The following is a 26,481-nucleotide window of genomic DNA, read 5'->3' on the forward strand; positions in this document are numbered from 1 at the left end:
CAGGTGCTGCTAGCTTATCCGCACACGCTTAGGTAATGCGGCGGAACAAAAGCTTCGAGCTCCACCTCAACAGCCTCTATCATGCGTTCCACATCTGCAGCATTCATCACGGCGGCACAAGGGATACCGGCAACCGCGATCAATGTTTCCCCTGTAGCGCGGTCAAACAGCCGCGCCACCATGCTTCCGGGCGCATCCATGTTGCCCTCGAAGCCAATGGGATGGAAATGCCAGCGCATCACTTGGCACGCATTGGGAAACGTCATTTTGTTCATGGTGCGGACCTCTGCATCATGCAAATTCCTTTTGCTGAAGGCGCATTCCGATCGGGCCGGTCAGAAAACCTTAGCACCACGCCAGCGGGCCGGGGGACTTTATTTCTAGCCTCTCCCTGCCTTTAGCTTTGGCATTGACCTGGGTCACGCACCGAGTGAGAGCCGCACAGTGAGGCGGCCTCGTGTCAAAGGGCTTTGGTCACGCGAATGTCGCCGAGGCTATTTACCTGATCCTCCCCGTGGATGAGTATCAATGCGGCGAGCGCCTCTTCCAGCGTGCCATGCTCAAGCTGGGCGAAATCCCAGCGCCGTTGGCCGTCGAGGGTGTAATGAATAACGTAGCGGGCCATGGGAGCGCCTTAGCTGAAAGAGGAAGGAGAGCGGCGTATCAATTTGATGGTGTGTTTGAAGGGTGCCTTCTTGGCGGCATTGTTCAATTTGCTGCCAGCGGTGTCGAGCGTGATATTCCAGTAGCCTGTGCTGGGAATGGTGATGCGCGCGGGGAAGCGGTCGAATTCCCCACCATGATACGTATGCCGTGCGCCGTTCTTGAAAGCACGAAAATTGGCATCGCTCATCAGACGGATGTTGCAGCGCTGTGAGCACTCGATCACGACCATGTCGTCTTCGTTGAGGTGTTCGCGCTGGTGTACGAATTTCATGCTGGCTCCGGATCTCGACAAGGTAGCAACCATAGCACGTAGACCCTTTGGCCCCCAAGCACGGGCGTTGCGAACCATCCATACACGTGGCGGTCCTAGCTTCTTTTCTGGAGGTCAACATGAAGGTAGCCGGGTTGTTGCTGGCGCTGCTTGCAGTAGGTGGCTGTGCCACCGTCAATGAAATCGAGCAGACGCATGAAACCATGGATGTCATGTCCGGGAAGGACCCGAAGGATTACAGTGAGTGCCTTGTTCACAAGTTGTCTGAAACCCGTGGGCCGGTGACGGTCGAGAAAAGTGGTAGCGGCTACAAGGTGGTGGTGCCTAGCAAGCTGTCGACAGGGCCGGCTGCAGTGGTTGATATCCAGGAGCGTTCCGGCGGCAGCACCGTGAAGGTTCATGAGCGGCTGTCCAACCTTCCCTTGCGTTTCAAGGATGTACAGAAAGCCGCCACCCAATGCATCTCAGGATGATCACACCAGCGAAGCGGAACTAACGCGAAAGGTTTTTTTCTACTGATGCAGCAGCTGCGCCGAAGCGCTCATTGTAAGCTTCGGTGCACGTGATTAGACTGCGCCGAACCTGTACGTAATGCATAAGAATCAAGGACCTTTCATGATCAAGAAATGCTTGTTCCCGGCGGCCGGATATGGCACCCGCTTCTTGCCGGCTACCAAAGCCATGCCCAAGGAAATGCTGCCGGTAGTCAACAAGCCGCTGATCCAGTACGGGGTTGAGGAGGCACTTCAAGCCGGCCTTACCGGGATCGCCATCGTGACAGGGCGCGGCAAGCGGGCCCTCGAAGACCACTTTGACATCAGCTATGAGCTGGAAAACCAGATCCGCAATACTGACAAGGAAAAGTACCTTGTCGGCATTCGCAAGTTGCTGGATGAGTGCACCTTCTCCTACACCCGCCAAATCGAAATGAAAGGCTTGGGGCACGCCATTCTCAGTGGTCAGCCTTTGATCGGTGATGAGCCTTTCGCGGTAGTGCTGGCGGATGACTTGTGCGTCAACCCCGAAGGCGATGGGGTGCTGCAGCAAATGGTCAAGCTGTACAACCAGTTCCGTTGCTCCATCGTCGCCATTCAGGAAGTGGACCCTCAAGAAACCAGCAAGTACGGTGTCATTGCTGGTGAAATGATCCGTGACGATATCTACCGTGTGAATGCGATGGTAGAGAAGCCCAAGCCTGAAGATGCGCCATCAAATCTAGCTATCATCGGTCGCTACATCCTTACCCCGGACATTTTTGACCTGATCAAGAACACTCCGCCTGGCAAGGGTGGTGAAATCCAGATCACAGACGCCCTGATGCAGCAAGCCCAGAACGGTTGCGTGCTGGCCTACAAGTTTAAAGGCGAGCGTTTCGACTGCGGTAGCGCAGAGGGTTACATCGACGCAACCAACTATTGCTTCGAGAACTTCTATAAAAAAGGCCAGCTGTAACAGTAGGCCGGTTGGACCCAAGCGCCGCCATTGTTCACAATGGCGGCGTTTTCGTATCAGGAGCGTGTACATGGCTTACGATTTTGATCTGTTTGTGATTGGTGCCGGGTCTGGTGGTGTCAGGGCCGCGCGCTTCGCGGCAGGCTTCGGGGCCAAAGTGGCGGTTGCAGAAAGCCGCTACCTTGGCGGAACCTGTGTCAACGTGGGGTGCGTACCCAAAAAACTGTTGGTCTACGGTGCACATTTTCACGAAGACTTCGCTACGTCCAAGAGCTTTGGCTGGGATATCGGCTCCCCGGCGTTTGACTGGCCCACGCTGATCGCCCGCAAGAACAAAGAGATCGAACGCCTTAACGGCATTTATCACAACCTGCTGAGCAACAGCGGCGTGAACGTGCTCGATGGCCATGCGCGCATCCTGGACCCCCATACCGTCGATGTAGCAGGCACTGCCTACAGCTGCGAGCGCATCCTGATTGCAACCGGTGGGTGGCCGGCTATTCCAGATGTTCCAGGCAAGGAACACGCCATCAGCTCCAACGAGGCTTTCTTCCTCAAGGCATTACCCAAGCGCGTTATCGTAGTGGGCGGGGGTTACATCGCGGTCGAGTTTGCCGGCATTTTCCATGGCCTTGGTGCGCGCACCACTCAGTTATACCGGGGCGAGCTGTTCCTGCGGGGTTTTGACGACAGCGTGCGAAGCCACTTGGCTGAAGAGCTGTCCAAGAAAGGCATCGACCTGCGCTTCAATGCCGACATCGCACGTATTGATAAGCGTGGCGATGTATTGCTCGCGACCCTCAAAAACGGGGAAGTGCTGGAAGCCGATTGCATCCTGTATGCCACCGGCCGCCGCCCTATGCTGGACAACCTGGGCCTGGAGAACACCGCCGTCACGTTGGACGAGAAGGGTTTCGTGAAGGTGGACGACCTGTTCCAGACTGCCGAGCCTTCCATCCTGGCGCTTGGCGATGTAATTGGCCGTGTTCAGCTCACCCCTGTAGCGCTGGCCGAAGGTATGGCGGTAGCGCGCCGGCTGTATCAGCCGGATCAGTACCGCCCTGTGGACTATGACAATATTCCCACCGCTGTTTTCAGCCAGCCTGCAATCGGTACTGTTGGATTGACGGAAGCTCAGGCGCGTGAGGCGGGGCATGAAGTCAAGTTGTTCGAAAGCCGCTTCCGCCCCATGAAGCTGACGCTTTCGGAGAACCCGGAGCGGATCTACATGAAGCTGATTGTGGATGCCAAGACGGACAGGGTATTAGGCTGCCACATGGTCGGGCCGGAAGCAGGGGAAATTATTCAGGGGTTGGGTATTGCTTTGAAGGCGGGCGCTACCAAAGCCATGTTCGATGACACCATTGGCGTTCATCCTACCTCTGCGGAAGAATTCGTAACCATGCGTACGGCAGTCGGCCAATAGGTGCCCAATGGCATAGCGTGCGCCTCAAGCCCTAGCTTATCCAGGGCCGAGCGGCGCAGCCGGCTGATGGTCTTTTCGCTGCGGCCTAGCTGGGTTGCAATCTGGCGCCCAGTCATGCCTTTCATGCCCAAGGCGATGACTTCCTTTTCACGGAGGGTCAGCAGGGCACTGGTATCCGCTCCCCAGTACCGCCTCGCCTGGTAGTGGTGGGACAATATCGATTCAAACCTTGGGCTTATAGAGGTTTTGCCTTGGGCTGCACGGATCAGTAGTAAAGGCAAGGTGGCGGGATCGCTCCGCTTGTCAAAGAGGCCCTTGGCGCCAGCAGCCAGGCAGGCACCGAGCAGGGCTGGCTGCAGTGAAGTCGTCATCACCACTACAGTCAGCGCTGGATAACGTACGCCTAGCGTGTCCAGCAATGCGCAGCCGTCAGCTTGGGCGCCCGAGGGCATTGACCAGTCCACTAGCGCCACATCACACGGCCTACCACGAAGCCCTTTCAGCAATTCATCTGCATTCTGGGCTTGGGTCACTATGTGGAAACGGCCCGGCACTGCCTCAAGGGCGTGCCGCACGCCATTCAGTACTACAGGATGATCATCAGCGATCGCAATGCTCAACACCGCTACGATCCTTGTCGTGGTTGTGAAACGTGTCCGCTGAAACGTCGATCAGATTGCCTTGTAAAGCGAGCAACACTGCGAGGTGTCGAGATTTGACTCCAAATTTGCGACGTGCATTGCCAATGTGGAAATTGACGGTGGATTCACTGCACCCAATGATTCGAGAGATCTCCCAAGACGTTTTTCCACGGCCAGCCCATTCCAGTGCAGTCGCTTCTTTGCGAGTCAGGCGAATGGGGAGCGCCTGCTCTACCAATGCGTTCAATAAATTCATAGGCATCTTGGTCTTCCTTTTTGCAGTACTAGGGTTACCAAGAGTGGAGAGGTCTGTCGTTGAGCGGTTCAAGCTTTGCGGTATAGCGTGTGTAGCTTACTGCGCGCCCGTTCAAACAAAACGTAGGAAAGTACGATTGTAACCCCCTGAAAATTCGACGCGTAAGAGGGCAGGTGAATGCCGAGCCTGCAGCGTAAAAGTTTGGAAAAAGATCGTACAGAGGCGCTTCGTATACTTGGATCCTGATCTCGTAATAGGCTTTACGGACAGCCGGTAGTGGTATACAAAGCTTGCGCCGCCTCGCTTACAGAGGCGGTAACTGCAGCAGGCTGATGTTTCCATAGGCAAAAGCAATGGCAAGCATGTGTATTGCCAATGAGCAAGCTATCGAATTCAGCGTTAGGATTCACCCAGTCAGATTCATCTACCAAGGAGATTCATCGATGCCTATCATCAACAGCCAGATCAAACCCTTCAAAGCTCAAGCTTTCCACAACGGCAAATTTGTCGAAGTCACGGAAGCAGACCTTCAGGGCAAGTGGTCTGTGGTGTTCTTCTACCCGGCCGACTTCACCTTCGTATGCCCCACTGAGCTGGGTGACTTGGCAGACACCTACGCTGAGTTCCAGAAGCTGGGCGTTGAGATCTACAGCGTGTCGACCGATACCCACTTCACCCACAAAGCCTGGCACGACACGTCGGACACCATTCGCAAGATCCAGTACCCAATGATCGCCGACCCGACTCACCTGATCTCGCGCAACTTTGATGTACTGATCGAAGAAGCCGGCATCGCAGACCGTGGCACCTTCGTGGTGAACCCGGAAGGCCAGATCAAAGTCGTTGAAATCACCGACGGCGGCATCGGCCGTGACGCACTGGAACTGCTGCGCAAGGTCAAGGCAGCCCAGTACATCGCCGCTCACCCAGGTGAAGTATGCCCAGCCAAATGGCAAGAAGGCGAAGCCACTCTGGCACCGTCCCTTGACCTGATTGGCAAGATCTAAACCGTGAAACGGTTTATGGCGGTGCTCCGCCGTTCTTAAGCAGCATCGTCGCCCACGACAACGCCCGGGCGCTTTCGCCTGGGCGTTGTCGTTTCTGAACCGCACAAACGTTTTTCAAAGGAAATCGCCCGTATGTTGGACGCCACACTTAAATCCCAGCTCAAGACTTATCTGGAACGGGTCACCCAACCGATCGAGCTGATCGCTTCGCTCGACGACGGTGCGAAATCCCGTGAAATGCTGGAACTGCTTAAAGAAATTGAAGGCCTGTCCTCGCTGATTACATTGCGTGACGACGGTAGCGACACGCGCCGGCCTTCATTTAGCGTAAACCGGCCTAACGGCACTATCAGCCTGCGTTTTGCTGGCATCCCCATGGGGCATGAATTTACTTCGCTGGTACTGGCCCTCTTGCAAGTAGGTGGCCACCCCTCGAAGGCGAGCGCAGACACCTTGGAGCAGATTGCTGCGCTGAAAGGTGAATTCCGCTTCGAGACCTATTTCTCGCTGTCCTGCCAGAACTGCCCGGATGTAGTGCAGGCGCTCAACCTCATGGCGGTCCTGAACCCAGGCGTTCAGCACGTGGCTATCGACGGTGCCCTGTTCCAGGCTGAAGTGGATGAGCGCCAGATCATGGCGGTGCCTAGCGTCTACTTAAACGGCGAACCGTTCGGCCAGGGCCGTATGGGCCTTGAGGAGATTCTGGCCAAGCTGGATACCAATGCAGGCGCCCGCCAGGCCGAAAAGCTCAACGCCAAAGGCACTTTTGATGTGCTGGTGATTGGCGGCGGCCCTGCTGGCGCGGCTGCAGCAGTGTATGCGGCGCGCAAGGGCATCCGTACGGGTGTAGCAGCCGAGCGCTTTGGTGGGCAGGTACTGGATACGCTAGCCATCGAAAACTTCATCTCCGTGAAGGAGACAGAAGGCCCGAAACTGGCCATGGCGCTGGAAGAGCACGTTAAGCAGTACGACGTGGACATCATGAACCTGCAGCGAGCTGAACAGCTGATTCCTGGCCGCAATGGTGATTTGCATGAGGTGCGCTTCGCAGGGGGTGCTTCGCTCAAGGCCAAATCCGTGATCCTGGCAACCGGTGCCCGTTGGAGAGAGATGAACGTACCCGGCGAGCAGGAATACCGTAACCGTGGTGTTGCCTACTGCCCGCATTGCGATGGCCCTTTGTTCAAGGGCAAGCGTGTGGCGGTCATCGGCGGCGGCAACTCGGGTGTCGAGGCAGCTATCGACCTGGCAGGTATCGTGTCCCATGTGACCTTGATCGAGTTCGACAGCCACCTGCGCGCCGACGCTGTACTGCAGCGCAAGTTGACCAGCCTGCCCAACGTGAAGGTCATCACTAGCGCCTTGACGACTGAAGTAAACGGCGACGGGCAGAAGGTGAATGGGTTGACGTACAAGGACCGCCAAACCGGTGACCTGCATAAGGTCGAGCTCGAAGGCATCTTCGTGCAGATCGGTTTGCTGCCCAACACCGACTGGCTCAAGGGCGCCATCGAATTGTCCGGCCGCGGTGAAATCATGGTAGACGCACGGGGCGAAACTGACTTGCCTGGCATCTTCGCAGCCGGCGACGTTACTACTGTGCCGTACAAGCAGATCATCATTGCAATGGGTGAGGGCGCCAAGGCATCACTTGCAGCCTTTGACCATCTGATTCGGACTTCTGCGCCTGCCTGAGTCCATTATTCAGGCGAGCCTGAACGGCCGGTTGCCTTATAAAGGCACCCGGCCTTTTTTTTGTGTCGGCTGGAATTTTAACGTCCACGGGCTTGCCCGTTACGGAACGGCCCGCCTGCCAAACACTCTCATGTAGGTTGGAAAACGGTATAGCAGTAGGTTCGTGCGACACGCCAGGGGAGTAATGCAGGTGATTCCGAAGCACGAGGTACTCAAGATCATCCAGTCCAGTTTCCTGCCGTTGCATTGCGTTTGCATGCCGCATGAGGGCGGTACGGTCACCATTGAGGTCACCGACCCCGCTAACGGCAATATCGACCTGCTGGTAGTGGGGGTAGATCTGGCGCCGTTAACGACTATTCGGGCTATTTCCGATTTGGTAGGTGAGCTGCGACAGGAATTGAAAGCGAATCAGGAATGGTTTGCTGGCGAGCAGCACCTGGAGAGATGGCCGAGGAGGTAGGTTAACGGCTTTCCTTATGGATCAGGTACATCACCCATACGAATGAGCCCAAGGTAACGGTTGTAATGGCGACTATGATGATACCGTCCATTTCATTGCCCTTTGTCAGTGCGTGTAGGGGCATGATGCGCCGCTGTCAGCGTGTATAACAGCAGCAGATATATAAGAAAAAAGCAGATCAGAACACAGCAGATTGGTCAGAAGCAGTTGCTGGCCAAGGTGCATAAAAACCATTGAGAGTGAGGGAACGAGATGCGTCGGCTGATGATAATGACAGCAATGCTGGTAGTAGCCGGGTGTGCCGGGAAAGCGGTTGATCCCAGGGCGCCGCTGGACGCCACTACCGCCAAGTCGGCAGAGAGCTATGCCCAGTGCCTGGCGCCAAAGTGGGGTACCTTCCGCCCAGGCCTGCGGCAGGAGGAAACGTCGACGGGGCTCAAGCTTACTGTAGAAGCGGCCTATACGGCGTCGCCCGCTGCGGCGCAGATCGACCGTACGGATAAAGGCGCACGTGTCCAAGTGTTCCTGCCACCGGAATGGGCAGGCACGACCGGTTGGACCGATATGGCTAAAGACTGCCTGTAAGGCGGGCAGTGCGAGGCGGCTCGCTGTGCTTCACCTCGTTGTATGGCGAGGCCGCTCCCCTAGGAAGCTGTGCATTCTGAAGCGTTGCAGGTGCATGCCTAAGCATTTACCGGCGGGGCCTTTTTCGGGCCGCAAACCGAACGTGCACCCCCCTGACTCCGGTTCCTATTCTTTCCCAACCATTCCTCCCCACCCACGCGGCACGCTGGCGGCTAGGCTGCTGCGGGCTAGGCAGTCCCGCTAGGCGATTCCAGTGCGTTATTGTAGGCTGCGCGTGGATAGCGGACAGCACCTGTGAGTCAAGGAGGGCGTGAGTGAAGTTCAGCAATGACGAGGGCCGCGCCGTTCACCAGCGTATGGGTGAAGAACTGGCAGACTGGGGCCGTCAATGGACGCTGGATGCGGACATGATACGGTGCCCTTACTGCCACAGCATGCAGCTTGCCATCCAGGCCGACCGCTCGTTCATGCATGACCCGGCTTGTGCCGCTAGCGTGCTGGGAGAGCAGTATCCTTGGCGGACGTTGGCGTGGATACTGCGCTCGCTTTAGTGCAGCAGCTTGAAACCGATCAGACCCAGCATGACCGCCAGGCACGGCCGCAATATAGCGTCTGGTATGCGACCAGAAAGGTGGCTTCCCAAGTAAATGCCTGGCAATGAGCCTATCAGCAAGTGCCCCAGTAACGACCAATCCATATTGCCCATGCCCGCGTGCCCCAACCCAGCAACCAAGGTGAGTGGGACGGCGTGAGCGATTTCCGTGCCCACTAGCCGGCGTGTCGGTAGCAGGGGATAGAGCATGAACAAGGCCACCGTACCCAGTGCCCCGGCACCAATGGAGGTAAGCGATACCATTGCGCCCAACACCACACCGGTCAGGACGGTACAGGCGTTAAGCGCGCGCGGCCCCAGGCTGTAGCGATCGCCCGCATGTCGGTTGGCGAAAGCCAGCAGGCGCGAGCGGAACAGGATCGCCAGCGCAGTTAGAAAAAGCACATACGCCAGGGCCGTTTTGATGATGCCGTTAAGCGCTTGGGTATCACTATGAATGCTATTCAGTATGATCAAAGTAAGGGCAGCGGCAGGCACACTGCCGAGCGTTAGCCAGCCCGTGATAGGCCAGTCGATGTTACGGTTGCGGCCATGAACCCATACGCCACTGCATTTGGTTATTGCAGCGTAGAGCAAATCTGTACCAACCGCCGTAGCAGGGTTGATGCCAAACCATAACAAAATAGGGGTCATTAAAGAGCCGCCTCCTACACCTGTCATGCCTACAATAAAACCCACCACCAGACCGGCGACGGTAAATCCTATGAAGCCTGCATCCATCCGAAGCCACCCAGTGCCTATAACCAAATCGGAGGGCAGCATAACCAGAAAGCTTATAGCGGACTATAACGATATCGAATTTGCTTATTCTTCTGGGTTATTAATCGTAGGGAACTCCTGTGTGCACAGTGGGATCAACGCCCTATAGCCCAAGGAGACGATCATGACCGAACAAAACCCTCAGCCCGTTAAACCCGAGCAGACACAGGAGGATACGCCAGCGCATTCGACCCCTGAAGAACAAGAGCGCCTGAAGGACTTCAATAAAGACGGCATTCCACCCGGCAGCTCTTGACCGGTTGAACCGTGGCAGGGGGCATATACCTGCCTGCCACGTCGTCAGTGTGCGATGTCTTCCAGCGCAAGGTTGCGCGTACGTGGGCCAAACGCGCCGATGGTGATCATCACAATCAACATGCTTGTCACGATGAAGGCAAGCACGCCTGGCGTTCCCCAGTACTCCAGAAAGAACCCGATCAACAAGCTGCTGAACACGGTTGACAATCGACTGAAGGAATAGCAAAAGCCTACGGCACGTGCGCGAATGTGCGTAGGAAACATCTCGCTCTGGTAGGCGTGGTAACTGAACGTTAGCCAAGCATTCGCGAAGGTCACCATGATGCCGCATGTCACCAGTCCAAAAGGCGTGGATTGATACGCAAACAGTGATCCAGCAATCACAGTACACAGCGCAGACCCTACGATCCCCCATTTGTTTTCCAGCCGGTTGGCAAGCCCCATGCACAGTAAAGGCCCCAGTGGGTACGCCAGGGTAATGACAAAGGCGTAGCCAAGGCTGTGTGCCGTGGCCATGCCTTGGCCATTCAACAGAGCGGGTAACCAGTTGCCAAAGCCGAAAAAGCCAATGGCCTGGAAAATATTGAACACCACCAGCATCACTGCGCGGCGCCTGTAGGGCGGCTGCCAGATGTCCCTGAAACGGCCTTTGGGTTCTACCTTGATCGCTTGGTTTTCAGGAGCGGGCAGGGGTTTGCCCAGGTCGCGCTCGCACTTGGCTTCAATGGCGGACAACGCTTGCTCCGCTTCGTCCAGGCGACCGTGCTGTGCAAGCCAGCGTGGTGACTCAGGAAGGCGTTTACGTAGCCACCAGATAAACAGTGCGAAAATCGCGCTGGCCAGCACTACCCAGCGCCAGCCGGCAATGCCAAACGGCGACTGAGGCACCAGCCACCACGACATCAACGCAACTGCAGGTATCGAGAGAAACTGCACGAAAAAAGCGAAGGCAAACGCAGCGCTGCGTATGCGCTTGGGCATCAGCTCGCTGAGGTAGGTGTCGATCGTCACCAGTTCAATGCCCAAGCCGATGCCAACCAGGAAGCGGCACACGATGATGCTCATGGCGCTGCTTTGCAGGCCCATGAGAAGAGTGGCCAGGGTGTACCACACCAGTGCGAAGGTGAAGATGGCTCGCCGGCCAAATCGGTCGGCGATAGGGCTCAGCACGCTGGCGCCTAGAAACAAACCTAGAAATGTCGAGGAGGCGAAGGCAGCTTGATCAGAGACCCCGAAAGCGCCGTCGGCCCCTTTCTTGAAAATCCCTGCATCAAACAGCCCAGGGCTGATGTAAGCGGTCTGGAACAAGTCATACAGCTCGAAAAATCCACCGATCGAAAGCAAGGCAATCAGTCGCCATAGGGTAGCGGTGGACGGTAGACGATCGATTCGGGCTGAAATCGCTGCAGCACGGCCTGGGGCCGGAGAAGGCAAAGGATGAGAAAGCATCGCGCTACTGTCCAGATGGGAGTAGTCAAAAGCCTAGCTGAGTACAGGTAAGAAAAGTTGCGAGTTGCGATGGTTTTTTGGATTTTGCAGTAGTTTATTGCGCGATTGTGAGTTTTATTAAGTACTCATGCTAAGAATCGCAGCTCCGCAAAAATATACAGTAAGGCCTTCAAAAGATCCCTCAGGTTGTATCGATTTTGGTGATTCCTACCATTGCGTCAATGAAGTTCTGTATTTCGGTGGGCGGCGTAGCATTGCCCTTACGAACTGAATTGCACACTTTCTAAAGGAAACTCATCATGAAAACCCGCCTTGTTCTTGGCATTGCTCTTACCCTGATGGCCAGCACCAGTGCCTTTGCGCGGTCTCAGGCCAACCACCCGCTTGATCATATTACCAGCACTGCTGACACCTCTTACACCCAAATGATTGCCCAGGATGGCGCCGAGCGCCAGCTTAATACTGTTGCTCAGGACGGCGCTGAACGCCAGCTCAATACTGTTGCTCAGGATGGTGCCGAGCGCCAGCTGAACACCGTTGCCCAGGATGGCGCAGAGCGTCAGCTTAATACCGTTGCTCAGGATGGTGCAGAGCGCCAACTCAACTCTGTGAGCTGACAGCTACTACGCTGCCCGAACCCGCCCGGCCATTGGCCGGGCTCGTTGTTTCTGGAGGGCCGTGGTATGAGTAATAAGCACATACCAGCGCTGTTTGTCGTCACTACCTGGGGTCAGGCCCCACCAGGCACAGCGCTGGGGCATCCGCTCGAAGGTGTAGTCACCCAATGGCGAACAGTACCGGCAATGGTAGACGCCAGGCGGTCGATCAATTGCTGATGGGCCAGCACGAGCTCATTCAGGCCACCGGTAGACGGTTGCTGCAGCAAGGTTGAGCAGGTCAGGTGATTTCGTTGCTTGGTGTTAGTGTCCGTCAAGCTCAAGCTCCACACCACATCTACCAAGGCGTACTGGCCTACCACGGTATCGAATCGCCTTACATCGGCACGCACTGATAGCACCGGTACGCCTGGCGTGCGCGGTAGGCCGGCGATGTCCCGTGTGCCCAGGCGCTGCTCAAGGCGTTGGGTAAGCGCATCATGAAACTCGTCGGCCAAGGGCCCGCTCCACCGCTCATTCTCAAGGATCGCCAGGCTACCCTGGCCTTGACGCACCACCAGTTGTGGCTGGTCCACTTGAACCGGCATGCGTACCTGCTGCATTTCGAACTGATAGGCTGGCGCAGCTACGGGCAAGCGGTCAGGCACTGCCTGAGGCGCAAGCAGGGTGTGATACCCCGTGGGCTCGGAGGCGCAGGCAGCGAGAGCCAGGGGCAGAACCAGCGCCAGGGCGCGTAAAGGCTTGGCATTCATCGGGCTTCGGATTCCCTGGAAGTTGGAGAAGTGTTGCGCAAGGCATCAGGCTGGCCTTCGCGGGTACGCCCACGGATCAGCGACTCGGGATGGCGCCCCAGGTAGTCTGTGAGCGCCCGAACCGATTTGGCCGTGCGTTCCAGTTCACCCAAGGTATCGCCCAACTGCTGGCGCTGAGGGGAATCCTCGCCCAGAGTCTGTTCCGCCGCCGCTAGGGTTTTGCGGGTCTGGTTCAGCGTTTCATCCAGTTGAGGCAGCATGGTGGTGTTTACCTGATGCAGCGTCTTGCTCATTTCGCTCAAACTGCCATTGAGGTTGTTGGCGATCTGGTCCATGGGAAGCTTGCTGAACTTGTCGACAATGGCCTGCACCTGCTCTTGCAGCTTGTCCAGGCTGCCTGGAACCGTAGGAATAAGCAGGGGGCGGGCCGCCATATCGAACTTCACTGCCGCCGCCTTAGGCATGAAGTCCAGTGAGATGTACAGCTGGCCTGTAATCAGGTTGGCGGTACGTGCTTGAGCACGTAGGCCTTGCTGAACGAACGCGGCCATCACCTGTGCAGAACGCGCATCATCTTCGCCACCCAACTGAGCCAGAATCTTGTCATGGGCCTTGCCAAGCCGGCTCGGATAGATAACGGCGCCTACCATGGTCGGGAAGGTTTTCTTGTCTGTGTCATAGTCCAGGTCTACAGAAACCACCCGGCCAATGTTTACCCCATGGAATTCCACCGGTGCGCTCACAGCCAGGCCTCGCATGGCCTGGTCAAACCGCATGCGGATGTAGCGGGGCTCACCATCGGGTGGGGCAAGGGCGGAATCCTGGTCCCCATACAACTGGAACTGGGCGTGCTCAAGGGCAGGTGTGGCATCCGGGCTCCAGCGTGGCTCAACGAAAGCGATACCCCCGGCAAGAATGGCGGACACTGACTGCGTGTTCACCTTCAGCCCATTGGCGCCCAAGGTAACGTCGACGCCGCTGGCATTCCAGAAACGAGAGTCCGACGTCACGTAGCGGTCATTGGGTGCGTTGATGAAGACTTGCACGTCTACACCTTTACCGTCGTCCGCCAATGCGTAGGAGATCACTTGGCCGACCTGGATGCGACGGTAGTACACAGGAGAGCCGATATCCAACGACCCCATGTCTTCGGTATGAAGTGTGAACCTGCGGCCCTGCTGCCCGTAGGTGATGGCGGGAGGGGTTTCGAGCCCTACGAAACTTTTGCGTGTTTCTTTCGAAGAGCCGGCATCTGCACCGATAAAGGCGCCTGAAAGCAGGGTGTCTACACCAGAAATACCTTTGGACCCGATACGCGGCCGTACGACCCAGAAGCTGGAATCGGCCGCGGTAAAGCTGGAGGCCGACGCATTGAGTGCCACGCTGGCCACCACATGGGTACGGTCCGCTGCTAGTTCGATGTCCGTGACCCGGCCAATGACCACGTTCTTGTACTTCACTTGGGTCTTGTTCGCCTCAAGGCCTTCTGCTGTCTGGAACTGGACGGTAATCTGCGGGCCAGCGGAAAGGCTGTCATGGATCAGCATGGTCAACCCCACCACGGCAGCGGCAATGGGCACCAGCCACACCAGCGAAACATTGAAGCGGCGCTTGCGCACGGCAGGGGGCGACACGCCTTCAGGCTCGGCCGGGTGTGCTTGCTCAGTCATCTTTTACCTCTGCGTCCCAGATCAACCGGGGATCGAAACTCATGGCAGCCAGCATGGTAAGCACCACCACCAGGCCGAAAAACAGAATGCCCAGACGGGCTTCAATCGAGCTTAGTGAATTGAATTGCACTAACGCGGTAACCAGCGCCACCACCAGCACGTCGAGCATCGACCAGTAGCCAATCAATTCGATGAAGCGAAACAACTTCGAGCGTTCCTTCATGGCCCATTGGCTACGGCGTTGTACGGTCACCAGTAGCAGCCCCAATGCAAAGAACTTGAGGCAAGGCACCACTACGCTGGCGAAGAAGATCAACAGCGCGATATCCCAGGAACCACCCTCCCAGAACTCGATGACTCCGCTCATGATAGTGTTTTCGCTAGCATTACCGAACATGTTGGTATTCATTACCGGCAGCAGATTGGCCGGGATGTATAAAATGAACGCCGCGATCAGGAAAGCCCAAGTGCGCCCGAGGCTATTGGGTTTGCGATGATGCAGTGAAGACCCGCAGCGCGGGCAGCGCGTCAGCAGGTCTGCACAGGCCTTGCTGCAGGTGTGACAAAGCACCAGGCCGGCGTCTTTGGCGTATGGCAAGTCACTCATCACAACCGGGCCTCGAAATGCGACCACAGATAACGAATCTCTTTGCCGCTGAGCGTGATCAGCAGTACGGTGAGCATGGCCAGGGCCCAGAGCCCTACGCCCGCATGCACATCTAGCATGCCGCCCAACTTGATGATGGCCACCAGGATACCCAGCAGGCATACCTCCAGCATGCTCCAAGGGCGCAGGTGCTCCAAAGTGCGCATGCACAAGGCGAAACCAGGGGCCACCTGATCTCGGCACGCGAATAGCAGTATCCAGCACAGCAAGGTCACCTGCAGCAGCGGGGCCAGGATGATGGTGAGGCACGTCACCCCTGCCATGGGGGTGATACGCCCGTGATTGAGGGCCTGTACCGATTCGAACAATGTGGCGGCGTTGCTTAGCCCTTCAAGGCTGATGGAAATCACTGGAAAGGCGTTGGCGAAGATAAAGAGGATGGCTGCTGTAAGTGCCAAAGCCAGTTGCTGCTGGACCGACAGTCGCCGTGCGCGTGCCAGTACGGCGCCACACCGCAGGCACAGGCTGGTTTCGCCCCGGCGCAAGGCCACAGGGCGATAGAGCGTGTCGCAGTGCTCGCAGATAAGGCAGTCAGAGGTGTCGGGCATGGCGCGGGACAACGGCGCGCTCGGAGTCGGTGGCATGAAGGTGCATTCTCTTCAAACTGAGGCGGCCTGTCCATAAGGCCGCGCATTGTGCTTGGAAAGCAGCGTGGAGCGAAATATCCCCTTGGTAGCGAGAAGTCTTTAACGCAAGCCTCGTTTGAACAGGTGACGCCCACCCTCTAGTACCAGCACGCCGACTGCCATCCATATGGCCGCATAGGTTAGCCATTGCTCGGGGGCAATGGTTTCGCCCAACAGGAGCGACACGGCAACTAGCAGTACCGGCTCCACATAGCTGAGCAACCCGAACAGGCTAAAGGGCAGGGTACGGCTTGCCAGTACATAACTGACCAATGCAAGGGCGCTGATGACCCCCAGCCCTGGAATCAAGGCCCACAGGCCAGGATGGCGGGTTACATCTACAGCGCTCAGGGGGCCTGTTACCACGAAATATAGTGCCACGGGCATCATCAGCAGCATGTCAGTCCACAAACCGCCCAAGTGGTCGGTGCGCAACCGTCGGCGCAGGATGAAATACAAGGGATAGCCCAGGGTGACCAGCAGGGTTTCCCAAGCGAAGCTGCCGTGCTGCAACAGCTCATGGCCCACACCAACCGCCGCCAGCCCGACAGCGACCGTTTGCGCGCGAGACAATGACTCGCCCCACAGCAGCTTGCCGGTGAGCACCATGGCCAGCGGTAACAGGAAATAGCCCATAGAAACGTTCAAGCTACGCCCGTGCAACGGTGCCCACAGAAAAAGCCATAACTGCACACCCATCAAACCAGCCGTAGCCATGGAGCCCAGCAGGCGGATGGGTTTCTGGGCAATGCGCTGCACCACCTTCCTTGCCAGGCGCCAATCCCCGGTGACCCACAGGAACCCGGTTACACAGGGCAAAGTGAGCAGCATGCGCCACCCGAAGATTTCTTCACCTGTTAGCGGGTGCAGCAGGGAGGTGTAGTAATACATCAGCGCGAACAGTGACGACGCCAGAACAGATGCGGCAATGCCTCGGGACACGAAGACCTCTACAGAACAGGCGGGGAAGTGGCGGCCCGCACGTTACCTTAGCGACGGGGTAGGCGCCAGTGCCGTAGCGGCTGCTTGCTTGACCGTCTTGGCAAGCTGTTCTACGAACACAGGGGCCGGCATTGGCCGGGCGAACAGATAACCCTGCAGGTAGGCCACACCCTGGTTGGTCAGGTAGTCGCGCTGCTCCTGGGTTTCGACCCCTTCGGCCACGACATCCAGGCCCAGCTTGCCGCACAGCTCGATGATGCTGTCCAGAATGTGCCGGCCAAGCGCCTGGTTACCGATCATGGCCACAAAGCTCTGATCGATCTTCAAGTAGTCCACCTGAAACTGATGAAGGTAGGAAAGGCTTGAGTTCCCAGTGCCAAAGTCGTCCAATGCGATCTTGATGCCCATGTCGCGAATCGTCGAAAACAGCGCCAGCACGGAGGGTTCCGGGCTGAGCAGCTCGCGCTCTGTGAGCTCCAGCACCAGTTGCACGCGGCCTGGGGGGAATGCTGCGAGAAAGGCTCGACAGTCTTCGACCAGAGTAGGGTCATCGCAGTGCGCCGCCGCCAGGTTGATACCCACGTGAAACCCATTGCCGACAGACCCTGCCAGGGGGGCCAGCACGGCGGCGGTCTGACGAATCAGGCTTCGTGTCATGGGTACAATCAGCCCGCAGGTTTCGGCATAGGGAATAAACAGGTCTGGCCGAACCAGGCCTTCACGCGGGTGATGCCATCGCATGAGCACTTCGACCCCTGTCCATTGGCCGGTCTTGCTGCTCACGACCGGTTGAAAGAAAGGCACGAACTCGCCTGCAGCAAGCGCCCTTAGCATGTCCTGCTTGGGTGAGTGCGCGCGCCGTTGCTGCCAACGGCAAGCAAGGCCTGCGCCTAGCCCCAGCAGGCCCAACAAGCCCAGGGTTGGGTATTCCTGCAACAACCGGGACCACGTAGCCGATGTTTCATAACCCACTACCACGCGGTAGGGGTAACGAGCAGATGCAGCTGTGGCTTCCCCAGATAGGAAGGTGATTGCCCTGCGTGATACAACGCCTTGCGCCGTCATCCAGGCGGGGCCTACGCCTAGCAGCATGTGCCCATCCCCCTCCGGTACGGACAGTACGTTGGCCAGGTGTTGGCCGTCGACTGTGGCCAGCGCGGCCCCCGTTGAGGTGGCCTGCCGATAGACCAGCAATGCGCGCCCCCGGTGTTACCGTATCAGCCTCGAACAGGCGTAGCCGGCCCTCACTGTAACCGTCCAGGGAAAAGCGCTCGTTGAAGGCGCCATACAGCGAGCTGCAATACACGCGGCCCTGGTTTACCAGGCTGGTGGATCGTACATAGGGATTGCCGGTGACCTGTTCGCGCAAGCTTAGAAAGGCTTGGCTGCAAGGCTGCCCCACAACAGGTGCCAATGCCTGGGCAGCGCCCGCTGCATTATCGAAGATAGTATCGAAGCGCTCTACTGCCAGTTTGGCCTCCCGCTGGGACTGGGCCTGGCGATCGCTTTCCACCTGCCAGCCCAGCATGGGCACGCCCAGCAAAATCGGCAGTAAGGCAACCAAAGTCACCACTAACCACTGATGTACCCTGTGCGGCATCAAGGGTGATGACATGGTCAGGCTCCTGTCATGAACGCAACCCTAAGCTCGGGGGCGGTTCGCCAAAAGCCAGCAGCATAGTCGGGTACGCGAAACACACAACTGTTTCTGTTCGTCCTTTTGTTACATCCGCCACGTGGCCGGAGCCGTGCATGGACAGGCCATGTCTTACTTTTTTCATAACCTGTGAAGGGGCACGCCAAGGGTACGGGCCGTACGGCTTGAACAGTCGCACGGCTCGGCTTCCGCTTCACTGGGCTTTAAAGCGCCGCGGCCGGGTCAGGGCCCAGTAACACAGGCCTGCACTGATGATGGAGAGCATCGAAATGGGCCCTAGCACGGTAATGACTCGGTTGGTTACTAGTCGCAATACGTCTTCCCCGGAGACACTGCTATAGATGGTATACCCATATCCTGGGGACGATGTTAACGCATGGTAGCCACGATCCTCTTTGAGTTCGCCGTGCAGCGTTGAGCCATCATCCCAGAGGAACACGTCATTCACTTTGAGCGCCACCTCTACTGTTCCGCTGATTAATTCCAATTGCTGCAGAATGAGGCGGTTGTCTAGCATGACAGACACACCTTGAGTATCTTTTTCAGCGGAGAGTACCAAGTATCCCTGCCCATTGGTGACTTCCAAGCGCAGGCCGCTGTTGCTCGATGAAGCGAGTGCCGGGGCTTGCCACTCACGTAACGGAATGCCGGTGCAATCGAGCGTTGTGCAGTAGGGGGCACCTGCGCTATCGAATGATATGGCAGCCAGCCACGGGTTTGCTGCCGTTGCTTGATGCAGTAGCTTATAGGCAACCTCACAGGGTTGGCCGGCATGCGCCATCAACTCCTCTGCTGTGCTGCTGGCCTTATCCAGTATGTGATCAAGCTTTGCTACAGCGTTCTGGCCTACGCGGTTGTTTTCGCTTTGCAGCGAGCGCTTGGCCAGGTCCAGCGTCAGGCCCAAGCCAACGACCATGGGAATAACGGCTGCGCATAAGGTCAGGGACACTTTGGCAAAGGTGGGGTATCGAGCGTCAATCCGTGACATAACCACTCCTGCGAGTACTAGGTGTAAGGCCATTCTATGAGCCGCCCCGGTAATAGGGAGGTGTGCATTACAGACAGGCCCTGTGGGAAAAGGCCGAAGCTCAAAGTGGAAATCTATAAGTGGATCCTATCCGTTGCGGTTATCTCAGCGATGGTCAAGAATGGTATCCGTCTTCGTGTACTGAGCAGCCCATGGCTTATTCAACGTCATTGCCATATCCGTATGCCTCAGGGGTCATGAGCAACCGTATTCAAGGTTATCCCTGGCACCTGAGCACTTTAGGAACCTGGGATCAGTGGTCACCCACACTGCGCGGTTCGCTGGTGAGCCTGCTTGACTCCTGCCTGCCCCAGTGCCTGATATGGGGTGAAGCGCAGCACACGTTCTATAACGACGCGTTCGCCACCTTGCTAGGCCAGGGTGCCCCGGTGGTCTGTGAAGGCTTTGCGCAGCTATGGCCGCTGGCAGGGGCCCGGCTGGCGCCCATGGTGAAGCGCGCTATGGCCGGTGAAGCCTGTTACGGCGAGAACCATTGCTTGCCGGTCGAGCGCCAGGGTCGCCGTGAGCCTACTTGGTATACCTTCTGCTTTAGCCCGCTGCGTAACGAAGAGGGCAAGGTAGTGGGCGTGCTGGGTACGGTAATGGATACCACCGCTACAGTACTGGCCGAACGGGAATTGCGGGGGCTGGCGCAACGTTTCGAGCGGGAGGTAGCAGAGCGTACGGCCGACCGCAACCGGCTTTGGCAGCTGTCCACTGATATCATGCTGGTTACCCTTGGAGACTTGACCATCACGGCAGCCAACCCTGCCTGGGAAACCGTGCTAGGGCGGCCTGAAGCCGAATTGTTGGGCATGAGTGTGCTGGAGTTGTTGCACCCCGATGATGTACCGGTCTGCGAGCAAGCCGCTTTAGACCTGGCGGCCGGCCGCCCCTTGCGTGACATGGACTGTAGGCTGCGCCATAAGCGCGGCGGCTACCGCTGGATCAACTGGGCCGCAGTGCCCGGGGGCGGTTTTTTCAATGCCGTTGGCCGCGACGTTACCGTGGAGCGTGAGCGTGCTGCTGCGCTGGAGCAGACCGAAGAGCTGCTGCGTCATAGCCAGAAGATGGAAGCGGTAGGGCAATTGACAGGCGGGCTGGCACACGACTTCAATAACCTGCTCACCGCCATTTCCGGCAGCTTGGAACTCATGGCGCGCCGACTTGAGCAAGGACGTGTTGAGCAGCTAGGCCGTTATATCGCTGCCGCTAAGGGTGCTGCAGACCGGGCGGCCACCTTGACCCATCGATTGCTGGCTTTTGCGCGCCGTCAAACCCTTGATGCGCGCCCTGTGGTCGTCAGTACCTTGGTAGAGGGCCTGGAGACCCTCATACGGCAAACCTTGGGTCCTGACATTCATTGGGAGCGGGCAGTGAGCGATCAGGCCTGGTGTGTGCTGGCCGACCCCAACCAGTTGGAAAGTGCCCTGCTGAACCTGTGCATCAATGGGCGAGATGCCATGGCGGGAGTGGGTACGCTGACGTTGGGTTGCCGAGGGCATGTGCAGGCCGCAAGCAGCTTGGCAGAAGACGAGTTGGCGCCGGGTGAGTACGTCGTCATCAGTGTGACCGATACCGGGCATGGCATGTCCACGGACGTGCTGTCCCGGGTGTTCGATCCTTTTTTCACCACCAAACCTTTGGGCCAGGGTACGGGTCTAGGGCTGTCTATGGTCTATGGGTTCGCTCGCCAATCCGGGGGTGCAGTACGCATTCATTCGGTGCCTGATGAGGGCACCTGTGTGAGTATTTTCTTGCCGCGCTATGCCGAGTCCGTGTCGCTGCCAGTGCCTGAGCAACCTAAGGAAGCTGCCGTCCGTGCTGTACAGGGGGCCTGTATCCTATTGGTTGATGACGAGGCAGCGATCCGAGACTTGCTCATGGAAACCCTGCAAGGGCTGGGGTACGACGTGGTGGGTGCCGAGGATGGCGTCACTGGGCTTGCTGCATTGGGCCGCCTGCCGCGTGTAGATTTGCTCATTACAGACATTGGCCTGCCTGGAGGGCTGAACGGGCGGCAGGTGGCTGAAGCAGCAAGAGCAATCAAGCCCAAGCTGCCAGTGTTGTTCATCACGGGCTATGCCGAACAGTCGGCCTTGGCCCCGGCTTTTCTACGCACGAACATGGAGATTGTCACCAAGCCGTTTCTATTGGAGGACCTGGCCAGGCGTGTAGGGAAGTTGCTTAATCCGCTGGCGAAGGGTGAGTAGAGGCGCCTGTTTGATCCTCTGTGGCTGGCGAAGCACCGCTGCGTTTGGTCTGACGTTCTAGTATCAGGTACAGCACGCAGGCAATGGCCAACGGCATGAGGAAATACAAGGCACGGTAGGCAATCAACGCCGCAAGAAGTGCGCCCTTTGAGTATTGTCCTTGCAGCAACGATATAAAGATGGTTTCCAGCACGCCCAGCCCAGCTGGGATATGGGTGATGACACCAGCAATACTGCTGATCAGCAAGATGGCCAATACGGTCGGGTAATCCACCTTGGCTGGCAACAAGGTAAAGATCAAAGCGCCCATCAATGCCCAGTTACAGGCGCCTGTCAGCGCTTGTAACGCTGCAAACCTGAACCTGGGAAGGGTAATTTCCTGCTTGCGGACTGTCCAGGTGCGGCGGGTGGCAAAGCGACAAGCCAATAGGTAGGCAATGCCGGCCACCACCATGGCGACCCCGATCAGCCGTAACCCGGTGGTGCCGATCTTTACGCTGTCAGGCAATGCCGGCAGCCCCATGGCAAAAACAGCCCCGCCCAGCAGCAGGTAACCGAGCCAGTTGGTAACCAGCCCGAGGCTCAATATTTTGGTAATGGTTGCGACACTTAGGCCGGATTTGCCATAAAGCCGATAGCGCAGGGCTATACCGCCTACCCAGGAGCTGAGGTTGAGGTTAAAGGCGTAACAGACGAACGCCAGTGGCAGCACACGGGTAGCGGGCAACTGGTGGCCAGTGTAATGGCGAGATAGCAGGTCATAACTGCTGAACACCAGGTAACTGAGCAATGCGATACCTGCACCTAATAGCAGGGTGGTCAACTTGTAGGACTTGAGCGCGTGCGTCACCTCTTGCCAGTCCAGGTTCCGCACCAACATGAACAGCAGCACCGGCACGGCGATAAAGCAGCTCCACGTCATCAGGCGTTTGGCCCATACCCATTTTCGCGAACGGGGTTTGGTGCGTGGGCCTGAACCCTGTGGGTCTGCAGTAGGGTCGACAGTAGAGGTCATACGCTTTTTTCCGCATTCAAAGTGGCCGTGTCTGGCGTGTTTTCGTTCACCCGCGTCCATGGCTTGAGCCGAGGCGAATGGGCCGGTAACAGGCCTATCCAAGCCGGAAAGTGGCGCAAGAAGTGAAAGCTGATGAAGATCAAAGGCGCTCGCCACCAATACCCACGCAACACACGCTGCAGCGTAATGCGCTTGGACTCATGCTCCGTAAGGTGGGCCAAGTGATCATGCAGGCGTTCATTGAAGGGCGCGTCATCGATGACAAGGTTGCCTTCCAGGTTCAGGGAAAGGCTTAGAGGGTCCAGGTTACTGGAACCTACGGTGGACCACTGGCGGTCGATCACTGCTACCTTGCCGTGCAAAGGGCGGGTGGTGTATTCGCAAATGTTCACGCCGTCGCGCAGTAGGTAGTTGTAGAGCAACCGGGAACATAGGCGCACTAGCGGCATGTCTGGCATGCCTTGCAGCATCAGTGTGACCTTGACGCCTCGGCGGGCCGCATTGCGCAGCGCGCGCAATACCCGGTAGCCAGGAAAGAAATAGGCATTGGCGATCAGAATCCGCTCTTGTGCGTTTTCAATGGCCTTCAGGTAGTGCTCTTCGATGTCATTGGTATGGCTATTGTTGTCACGGATGCTCACGAGCATTTTGGCTTTGGCGCTGTCGGGTTCCAGAGGCACGCGTTCGGTCAGCCAGGGCTTGGGTGAGCGTGACACCTTGCTGGTCTGGTCCATCAACTCCAGCGATACCCTGTGCAGGTCGGCCACGATCGGCCCGCGCACCTGAACCGCATAGTCCTGCTTGGCCATGGGGCCATAATCCCCCAGGTGGTCGGCGCAGAAGTTGATCCCGCCAACGAAACCGATTTCCCCGTCCACGACCACGATCTTGCGGTGCAGGCGGCGGAACAGGTTAGTGCGCATGCCCAGTGTGGGCTTGCTCGGGTCGAAGGCCAGCACGCGCACGCCCGCTTCGGACAGGGCGCTGAGCGTGGCAGGTGACAGGTCGGCGCTGCCATAGCCATCTACCAGTACCTCAACCCGAACACCCCGGGCAGCGGCCTCCACCAGAACCTTCTGCAGTTCCAGGCCCACTTTGTCATCGCGCAGGATAAAGGTTTCGATCAGCACTTCTTCACGGGCCTGTGCAATGGCCTGGTACACACTGGGATAGAACTCTTCACCATTGATCAACAGCTGGATCTGGTTGTCACTGCGCCATTGCTCGGTCATAGGTGAACCTCCACAGCAAGGGGGACATGGTCAGACAGGTGCGACCATGGTTTGCGCGACAGCGCCTGCGGCGCACGGGCAGTGGCATTGCGCAGGTAGATGCGGTCCAGGCGCAGCAGCGGCCACCTGGCCGGAAAACTACGGGCGGGCGCGCCATAGGCCTGCCCAAAGGCTTCCTTCAACCCGCAGTTGGCCAGCAGCTTGTCAGCCTGTTGGCGCCAGTCGTTGAAGTCGCCTGCCACGATCACAGGCTCCCCGGCCGGTAGTGCTTCGAGCAGCCGGCACAACAACAGTAGTTGCTGGTGACGCTGCTGCTCACGCAGCCCCAGGTGCACGCAGATGGTGTGTACCGGTGGCTGGCCGGGCACAGCCAATACCGAATGCAGCAGCCCGCGCTCTTCCTGCCCGGCCACCGTCACGTCATGGTTCTGGTGATGCAGAATGGGAAACTTCGACAGCAGGGCGTTGCCGTGATCGCCGTCGGGGTATACCGCGTTACGGCCATACGCAAATACAGGCCACATGCTGTCGGCCAGAAATTCATATTGGGGCACATCACTCCAGTTGTCGTAACGTTCCCCGTGGCGCCGATGGACCCCCAGCACCTCCTGCAAGAACACCACGTCAGCCGACGTGGCCCGAACAGCGTCGCGCAGCTCAGGCAATACAAAGCGGCGGTTCAACGGGCTAAAGCCCTTGTGTGTGTTAACGGTCAGGATGTGCAGTACGTGTACGGGCGTGGCTTGCTCGGGAAGCACGTCCGCCGCGGTTACTTGCCTATCCAACGGCCGGGAATCCTGTGTTGCCATCGGCCAAAGCTCCCAAATGCACTCGGTTTAACGTCCTGGTAGTCGGACTGGCCAAGGGGAGAGATGGTTCAGCGTGGGGGTGCAGGCAAAGCGTGCACCCAGGCTGACAGGTACCAAAGCACAGGTCTGCAGTGTATGAGCTGCAAAAGCTGCATAGAATGCCCAGTTAAATCCACTATAATGTGGCTTAATAGTTAAATTTCCATGGTAACCCCCACTATGCTGGATTTAAGTTTTAGTAAGCCGGATGAAATAGTGAAAGGGATTTGCGCTCGAGTTCGTGTAGAGAGGCTTGCGTTGCAGATGACACAGGCCGACTTAGCCGGCCGGGCGGGTATTGGGGTCAATACTGTGTCTAACCTTGAAGCCGGTCGCAACGTAGGCCTGGAGACTGTAGTGCGTGTGGCAATGGTGCTGGGGAGGGCCAAAGAGTTCGACGGTTTGTTCAGGCCGAGGCTGGAGAGCCTTGACGACGTGCGTCGCTACGAAAACACCGCCCACCGCCGCCGTGTCAGGCGAACCCCAAGCGATGCTTGAGCGGATCAATGTGCACTACAACGGCTGGGGTGAGCAGTGGTTATGGGGCTACCTCGTCTCGGTGTCGTAAACGAAGCAGACGTCTCGACGCAGGTTGCTGCTGCCTTGATCGAAAACATCAGTACACATGGCAGCCAGTTTTCACAGCGTGCTCATAGTTGTACCTAGGCGGGATTGCCAAAGGATCCCCAGGCCACTATCCAGAGCAGAATCGACCATAATATTGCGCTAGTGGGTTGGCGGGGCTGTGCCCGTCCTATAGCGCGGAGCTTACGCCTACGATTCGCGCCAGTCGCTACGTGCATTGGCAATCAGCGCGTCCCAGTCATTAGGTGGATTGCCTCGGCCAAACATTTTCTCAAATAGAGCGTAGGGATCGGATTTGCTACCCGCAGAGCGTAGAGTGTTTTCATCGTTGACCCAGGCGTAGACGATCACCTTGGACTTTGAATCGTAGCGGAAAAACAGCCTGAAACGCCGTCCGATTTTCGCCCGTCGCCAATGGCGGTAAGCGGTACCCAACGTATTGCCCTGGCGGAACTCATCACGGGCCGGGTCGCTTGGCACTGCCTCCATGATCAGGTGGCTCAATGCTCGGAATAACTTGACGTTGGCGTTGCTTTCAAAGCCATGCGGGTCGTTCTGCTCAGCCCGTCTAGCGGCCTCTTGCAGTTTGCGTAGCTGTACAGTTACACCTTCATGGAACAACAGTGTCCAGCCATGGTACTGAGTCAAATCGCGACCTCACCGTCAATTTCTTCGTCCAGATCTACAGGGTGTTGGGCGTTGGCGAGCATGGCTTGCGCCAGGTCGTCCGGTAGCGCGGTGATGTTACGCCCATTGCGAATGTCAGCTTCTAACAGGTTTAGGAATGCGCCGATGGCCGGGTCTTCGTGGTCGGCTTCCACTCGACTGACCACGACTTCGTTTCCACGGGCATCGAACGCGACTTTAGTGCCGGCATTCAAGCCCAGCAATTGGCGGATGGCTTTGGGTAGGGTGACCTGACCCTTGGAGGTGAGGGTGGCGATTTCGTGGATGGTAGGCATGGGCGTTCTCCCGAATGTAATGACTGAATTGTAAGGAATAATCCTTACTTTATCAATTTTGGTTTTTGCTGATCAAGCATAGGCGGGGAGGGCGATCAGTAGGACGGCGGCATGAGTTACACAACCT

At 57.5% G+C, this 26,481-nt stretch carries 30 protein-coding genes and 1 pseudogene; 12 read left to right on the forward strand and 19 right to left on the reverse strand.

The window, feature by feature from the left end; all coding sequences use genetic code 11:
* Positions 1-14: 14 nt before the first annotated feature.
* From ACSAMW_RS02095 to ACSAMW_RS02105, 3 genes are all read right to left on the reverse strand, one after another.
* Positions 15-275: a DUF1652 domain-containing protein gene (locus ACSAMW_RS02095; protein ID WP_168081069.1), complete on the reverse strand. Its 261-nt coding sequence runs from the start codon at positions 273-275 to the stop codon at positions 15-17.
* 185 nt (positions 276-460) lie between these two features.
* Positions 461-625, reverse strand: coding sequence for a hypothetical protein (locus ACSAMW_RS02100; RefSeq protein WP_500592438.1), 165 nt, complete (start codon positions 623-625; stop codon positions 461-463).
* 9 nt (positions 626-634) lie between these two features.
* Entirely contained in the window at positions 635-937 is a 303-nt protein-coding gene (locus tag ACSAMW_RS02105; protein WP_500592439.1) for a DUF1883 domain-containing protein, read from the reverse strand.
* Positions 938-1,056: 119 nt separating this feature from the next.
* Between ACSAMW_RS02105 and ACSAMW_RS02110 the strand changes: the two genes are divergently transcribed.
* From ACSAMW_RS02110 to gorA, 3 genes are all read left to right on the forward strand, one after another.
* Entirely contained in the window at positions 1,057-1,410 is a 354-nt protein-coding gene (locus ACSAMW_RS02110) for a hypothetical protein (protein ID WP_500592440.1), read from the forward strand.
* 142 nt (positions 1,411-1,552) lie between these two features.
* Positions 1,553-2,389 carry a UTP--glucose-1-phosphate uridylyltransferase GalU gene (gene galU, locus ACSAMW_RS02115; RefSeq protein WP_500592441.1) on the forward strand — a complete coding sequence of 279 codons (837 nt, stop codon included), beginning with the start codon at positions 1,553-1,555 and terminating at the stop codon, positions 2,387-2,389.
* A 70-nt stretch (positions 2,390-2,459) separates the two neighbouring features.
* The gene (gene gorA, locus ACSAMW_RS02120; RefSeq protein ID WP_500592442.1) at positions 2,460-3,815 is read left to right on the forward strand and encodes a glutathione-disulfide reductase; all 1,356 of its coding nucleotides are present in this window, start codon (positions 2,460-2,462) and stop codon (positions 3,813-3,815) included.
* Here the strand turns inward: gorA and ACSAMW_RS02125 are convergent.
* Both ACSAMW_RS02125 and ACSAMW_RS02130 read right to left on the reverse strand, forming a co-directional pair.
* Positions 3,761-4,438 carry a response regulator gene (locus tag ACSAMW_RS02125; protein WP_500592443.1) on the reverse strand — a complete coding sequence of 226 codons (678 nt, stop codon included), beginning with the start codon at positions 4,436-4,438 and terminating at the stop codon, positions 3,761-3,763. The two genes, gorA and ACSAMW_RS02125, sit on opposite strands and share 55 nt — an antisense overlap.
* Positions 4,416-4,718 (reverse strand): LuxR family transcriptional regulator, encoded by a 303-nt coding sequence (locus tag ACSAMW_RS02130; protein WP_500592444.1) that lies wholly within the window; start codon positions 4,716-4,718, stop codon positions 4,416-4,418. The genes ACSAMW_RS02125 and ACSAMW_RS02130 overlap by 23 nt, the downstream gene beginning before the upstream one ends.
* A 437-nt stretch (positions 4,719-5,155) precedes the next feature.
* On the opposite strand from ACSAMW_RS02130, the gene ahpC reads away from it, so the two are divergent.
* The 5 genes from ahpC to ACSAMW_RS02155 all read left to right on the forward strand — a co-directional run bounded on the left by ahpC (position 5,156) and on the right by ACSAMW_RS02155 (position 9,013).
* The gene (gene ahpC, locus ACSAMW_RS02135) at positions 5,156-5,719 is read left to right on the forward strand and encodes an alkyl hydroperoxide reductase subunit C (protein ID WP_500592445.1); all 564 of its coding nucleotides are present in this window, start codon (positions 5,156-5,158) and stop codon (positions 5,717-5,719) included.
* Between the two features lie 132 nt (positions 5,720-5,851).
* The gene (ahpF, locus tag ACSAMW_RS02140) at positions 5,852-7,414 is read left to right on the forward strand and encodes an alkyl hydroperoxide reductase subunit F (protein ID WP_500592446.1); all 1,563 of its coding nucleotides are present in this window, start codon (positions 5,852-5,854) and stop codon (positions 7,412-7,414) included.
* A 190-nt stretch (positions 7,415-7,604) separates the two neighbouring features.
* Positions 7,605-7,877, forward strand: a complete 273-nt coding sequence (locus ACSAMW_RS02145) for a DUF1652 domain-containing protein (RefSeq protein ID WP_500592447.1) — start codon at positions 7,605-7,607, stop codon at positions 7,875-7,877.
* A 264-nt stretch (positions 7,878-8,141) separates the two neighbouring features.
* Positions 8,142-8,462 (forward strand): hypothetical protein, encoded by a 321-nt coding sequence (locus ACSAMW_RS02150; protein ID WP_500592448.1) that lies wholly within the window; start codon positions 8,142-8,144, stop codon positions 8,460-8,462.
* A gap of 314 nt (positions 8,463-8,776) precedes the next feature.
* Positions 8,777-9,013, forward strand: coding sequence for a hypothetical protein (locus ACSAMW_RS02155; RefSeq protein ID WP_500592449.1), 237 nt, complete (start codon positions 8,777-8,779; stop codon positions 9,011-9,013).
* Here ACSAMW_RS02155 and ACSAMW_RS02160 read toward each other — a convergent pair.
* Positions 9,010-9,795: a sulfite exporter TauE/SafE family protein gene (locus tag ACSAMW_RS02160; RefSeq protein WP_500592450.1), complete on the reverse strand. Its 786-nt coding sequence runs from the start codon at positions 9,793-9,795 to the stop codon at positions 9,010-9,012. The genes ACSAMW_RS02155 and ACSAMW_RS02160 overlap by 4 nt on opposite strands.
* Positions 9,796-9,958: 163 nt before the next feature.
* Here ACSAMW_RS02160 and ACSAMW_RS02165 point away from each other — a divergent pair, with 163 nt between their 5' ends.
* Complete coding sequence (locus ACSAMW_RS02165; protein WP_500592451.1) at positions 9,959-10,090, forward strand: hypothetical protein; 132 nt, start codon at positions 9,959-9,961, stop codon at positions 10,088-10,090.
* Between the two features lie 44 nt (positions 10,091-10,134).
* Here the strand turns inward: ACSAMW_RS02165 and ACSAMW_RS02170 are convergent, their stop codons facing one another.
* Complete coding sequence (locus tag ACSAMW_RS02170; RefSeq protein WP_500592452.1) at positions 10,135-11,541, reverse strand: MFS transporter; 1,407 nt, start codon at positions 11,539-11,541, stop codon at positions 10,135-10,137.
* Positions 11,542-11,840: 299 nt separating this feature from the next.
* Here ACSAMW_RS02170 and ACSAMW_RS02175 point away from each other — a divergent pair, with 299 nt between their 5' ends.
* Positions 11,841-12,158, forward strand: a complete 318-nt coding sequence (locus ACSAMW_RS02175) for a hypothetical protein (RefSeq protein WP_500592453.1) — start codon at positions 11,841-11,843, stop codon at positions 12,156-12,158.
* A 113-nt stretch (positions 12,159-12,271) separates the two neighbouring features.
* Here ACSAMW_RS02175 and ACSAMW_RS02180 read toward each other — a convergent pair whose 3' ends face one another.
* From ACSAMW_RS02180 to ACSAMW_RS02210, 7 genes and pseudogenes are all read right to left on the reverse strand, one after another.
* On the reverse strand, positions 12,272-12,910 hold the full coding sequence (locus tag ACSAMW_RS02180; RefSeq protein WP_500592454.1) for a PqiC family protein: 639 nt from the start codon (positions 12,908-12,910) through the stop codon (positions 12,272-12,274).
* On the reverse strand, positions 12,907-14,580 hold the full coding sequence (locus ACSAMW_RS02185) for a PqiB family protein (RefSeq protein ID WP_500592455.1): 1,674 nt from the start codon (positions 14,578-14,580) through the stop codon (positions 12,907-12,909). Before ACSAMW_RS02185 ends, ACSAMW_RS02180 begins: the two co-directional genes overlap by 4 nt.
* Positions 14,573-15,187, reverse strand: coding sequence for a paraquat-inducible protein A (locus tag ACSAMW_RS02190; RefSeq protein ID WP_500592456.1), 615 nt, complete (start codon positions 15,185-15,187; stop codon positions 14,573-14,575). Before ACSAMW_RS02190 ends, ACSAMW_RS02185 begins: the two co-directional genes overlap by 8 nt.
* Entirely contained in the window at positions 15,187-15,795 is a 609-nt protein-coding gene (locus tag ACSAMW_RS02195) for a paraquat-inducible protein A (protein ID WP_500593944.1), read from the reverse strand. Before ACSAMW_RS02195 ends, ACSAMW_RS02190 begins: the two co-directional genes overlap by 1 nt.
* Before the next feature lie 138 nt (positions 15,796-15,933).
* Positions 15,934-16,815, reverse strand: a complete 882-nt coding sequence (rarD, locus tag ACSAMW_RS02200; protein WP_500592457.1) for an EamA family transporter RarD — start codon at positions 16,813-16,815, stop codon at positions 15,934-15,936.
* Between the two features lie 42 nt (positions 16,816-16,857).
* Positions 16,858-18,430: pseudogene (locus ACSAMW_RS02205) on the reverse strand (EAL domain-containing protein).
* A 235-nt stretch (positions 18,431-18,665) separates the two neighbouring features.
* The gene (locus ACSAMW_RS02210; protein ID WP_500592458.1) at positions 18,666-19,460 is read right to left on the reverse strand and encodes a CSS-motif domain-containing protein; all 795 of its coding nucleotides are present in this window, start codon (positions 19,458-19,460) and stop codon (positions 18,666-18,668) included.
* A 323-nt stretch (positions 19,461-19,783) separates the two neighbouring features.
* Here ACSAMW_RS02210 and ACSAMW_RS02215 point away from each other — a divergent pair, with 323 nt between their 5' ends.
* On the forward strand, positions 19,784-21,712 hold the full coding sequence (locus tag ACSAMW_RS02215) for a hybrid sensor histidine kinase/response regulator (protein WP_500592459.1): 1,929 nt from the start codon (positions 19,784-19,786) through the stop codon (positions 21,710-21,712).
* Here ACSAMW_RS02215 and ACSAMW_RS02220 read toward each other — a convergent pair.
* The 3 genes from ACSAMW_RS02220 to ACSAMW_RS02230 form a co-directional block, all read right to left on the reverse strand.
* Complete coding sequence (locus ACSAMW_RS02220) at positions 21,687-22,634, reverse strand: lysylphosphatidylglycerol synthase domain-containing protein (protein WP_500593945.1); 948 nt, start codon at positions 22,632-22,634, stop codon at positions 21,687-21,689. The two genes, ACSAMW_RS02215 and ACSAMW_RS02220, sit on opposite strands and share 26 nt — an antisense overlap.
* A gap of 89 nt (positions 22,635-22,723) precedes the next feature.
* Entirely contained in the window at positions 22,724-23,959 is a 1,236-nt protein-coding gene (clsB, locus tag ACSAMW_RS02225) for a cardiolipin synthase ClsB (protein WP_500592460.1), read from the reverse strand.
* Positions 23,956-24,768: an endonuclease/exonuclease/phosphatase family protein gene (locus tag ACSAMW_RS02230; RefSeq protein ID WP_500592461.1), complete on the reverse strand. Its 813-nt coding sequence runs from the start codon at positions 24,766-24,768 to the stop codon at positions 23,956-23,958. Before ACSAMW_RS02230 ends, clsB begins: the two co-directional genes overlap by 4 nt.
* Positions 24,769-24,987: 219 nt before the next feature.
* Here ACSAMW_RS02230 and ACSAMW_RS02235 point away from each other — a divergent pair, with 219 nt between their 5' ends.
* Positions 24,988-25,305 (forward strand): helix-turn-helix domain-containing protein, encoded by a 318-nt coding sequence (locus ACSAMW_RS02235; protein WP_500592462.1) that lies wholly within the window; start codon positions 24,988-24,990, stop codon positions 25,303-25,305.
* A 276-nt stretch (positions 25,306-25,581) separates the two neighbouring features.
* Here the strand turns inward: ACSAMW_RS02235 and ACSAMW_RS02240 are convergent, their stop codons facing one another.
* Positions 25,582-26,040: a type II toxin-antitoxin system YhaV family toxin gene (locus ACSAMW_RS02240; RefSeq protein ID WP_500592463.1), complete on the reverse strand. Its 459-nt coding sequence runs from the start codon at positions 26,038-26,040 to the stop codon at positions 25,582-25,584.
* On the reverse strand, positions 26,037-26,354 hold the full coding sequence (locus tag ACSAMW_RS02245; RefSeq protein ID WP_500592464.1) for a type II toxin-antitoxin system PrlF family antitoxin: 318 nt from the start codon (positions 26,352-26,354) through the stop codon (positions 26,037-26,039). Before ACSAMW_RS02245 ends, ACSAMW_RS02240 begins: the two co-directional genes overlap by 4 nt.
* Positions 26,355-26,481: the final 127 nt, after the last annotated feature.

The organism is Pseudomonas sp. AB39(2026), assembly GCF_059831485.1.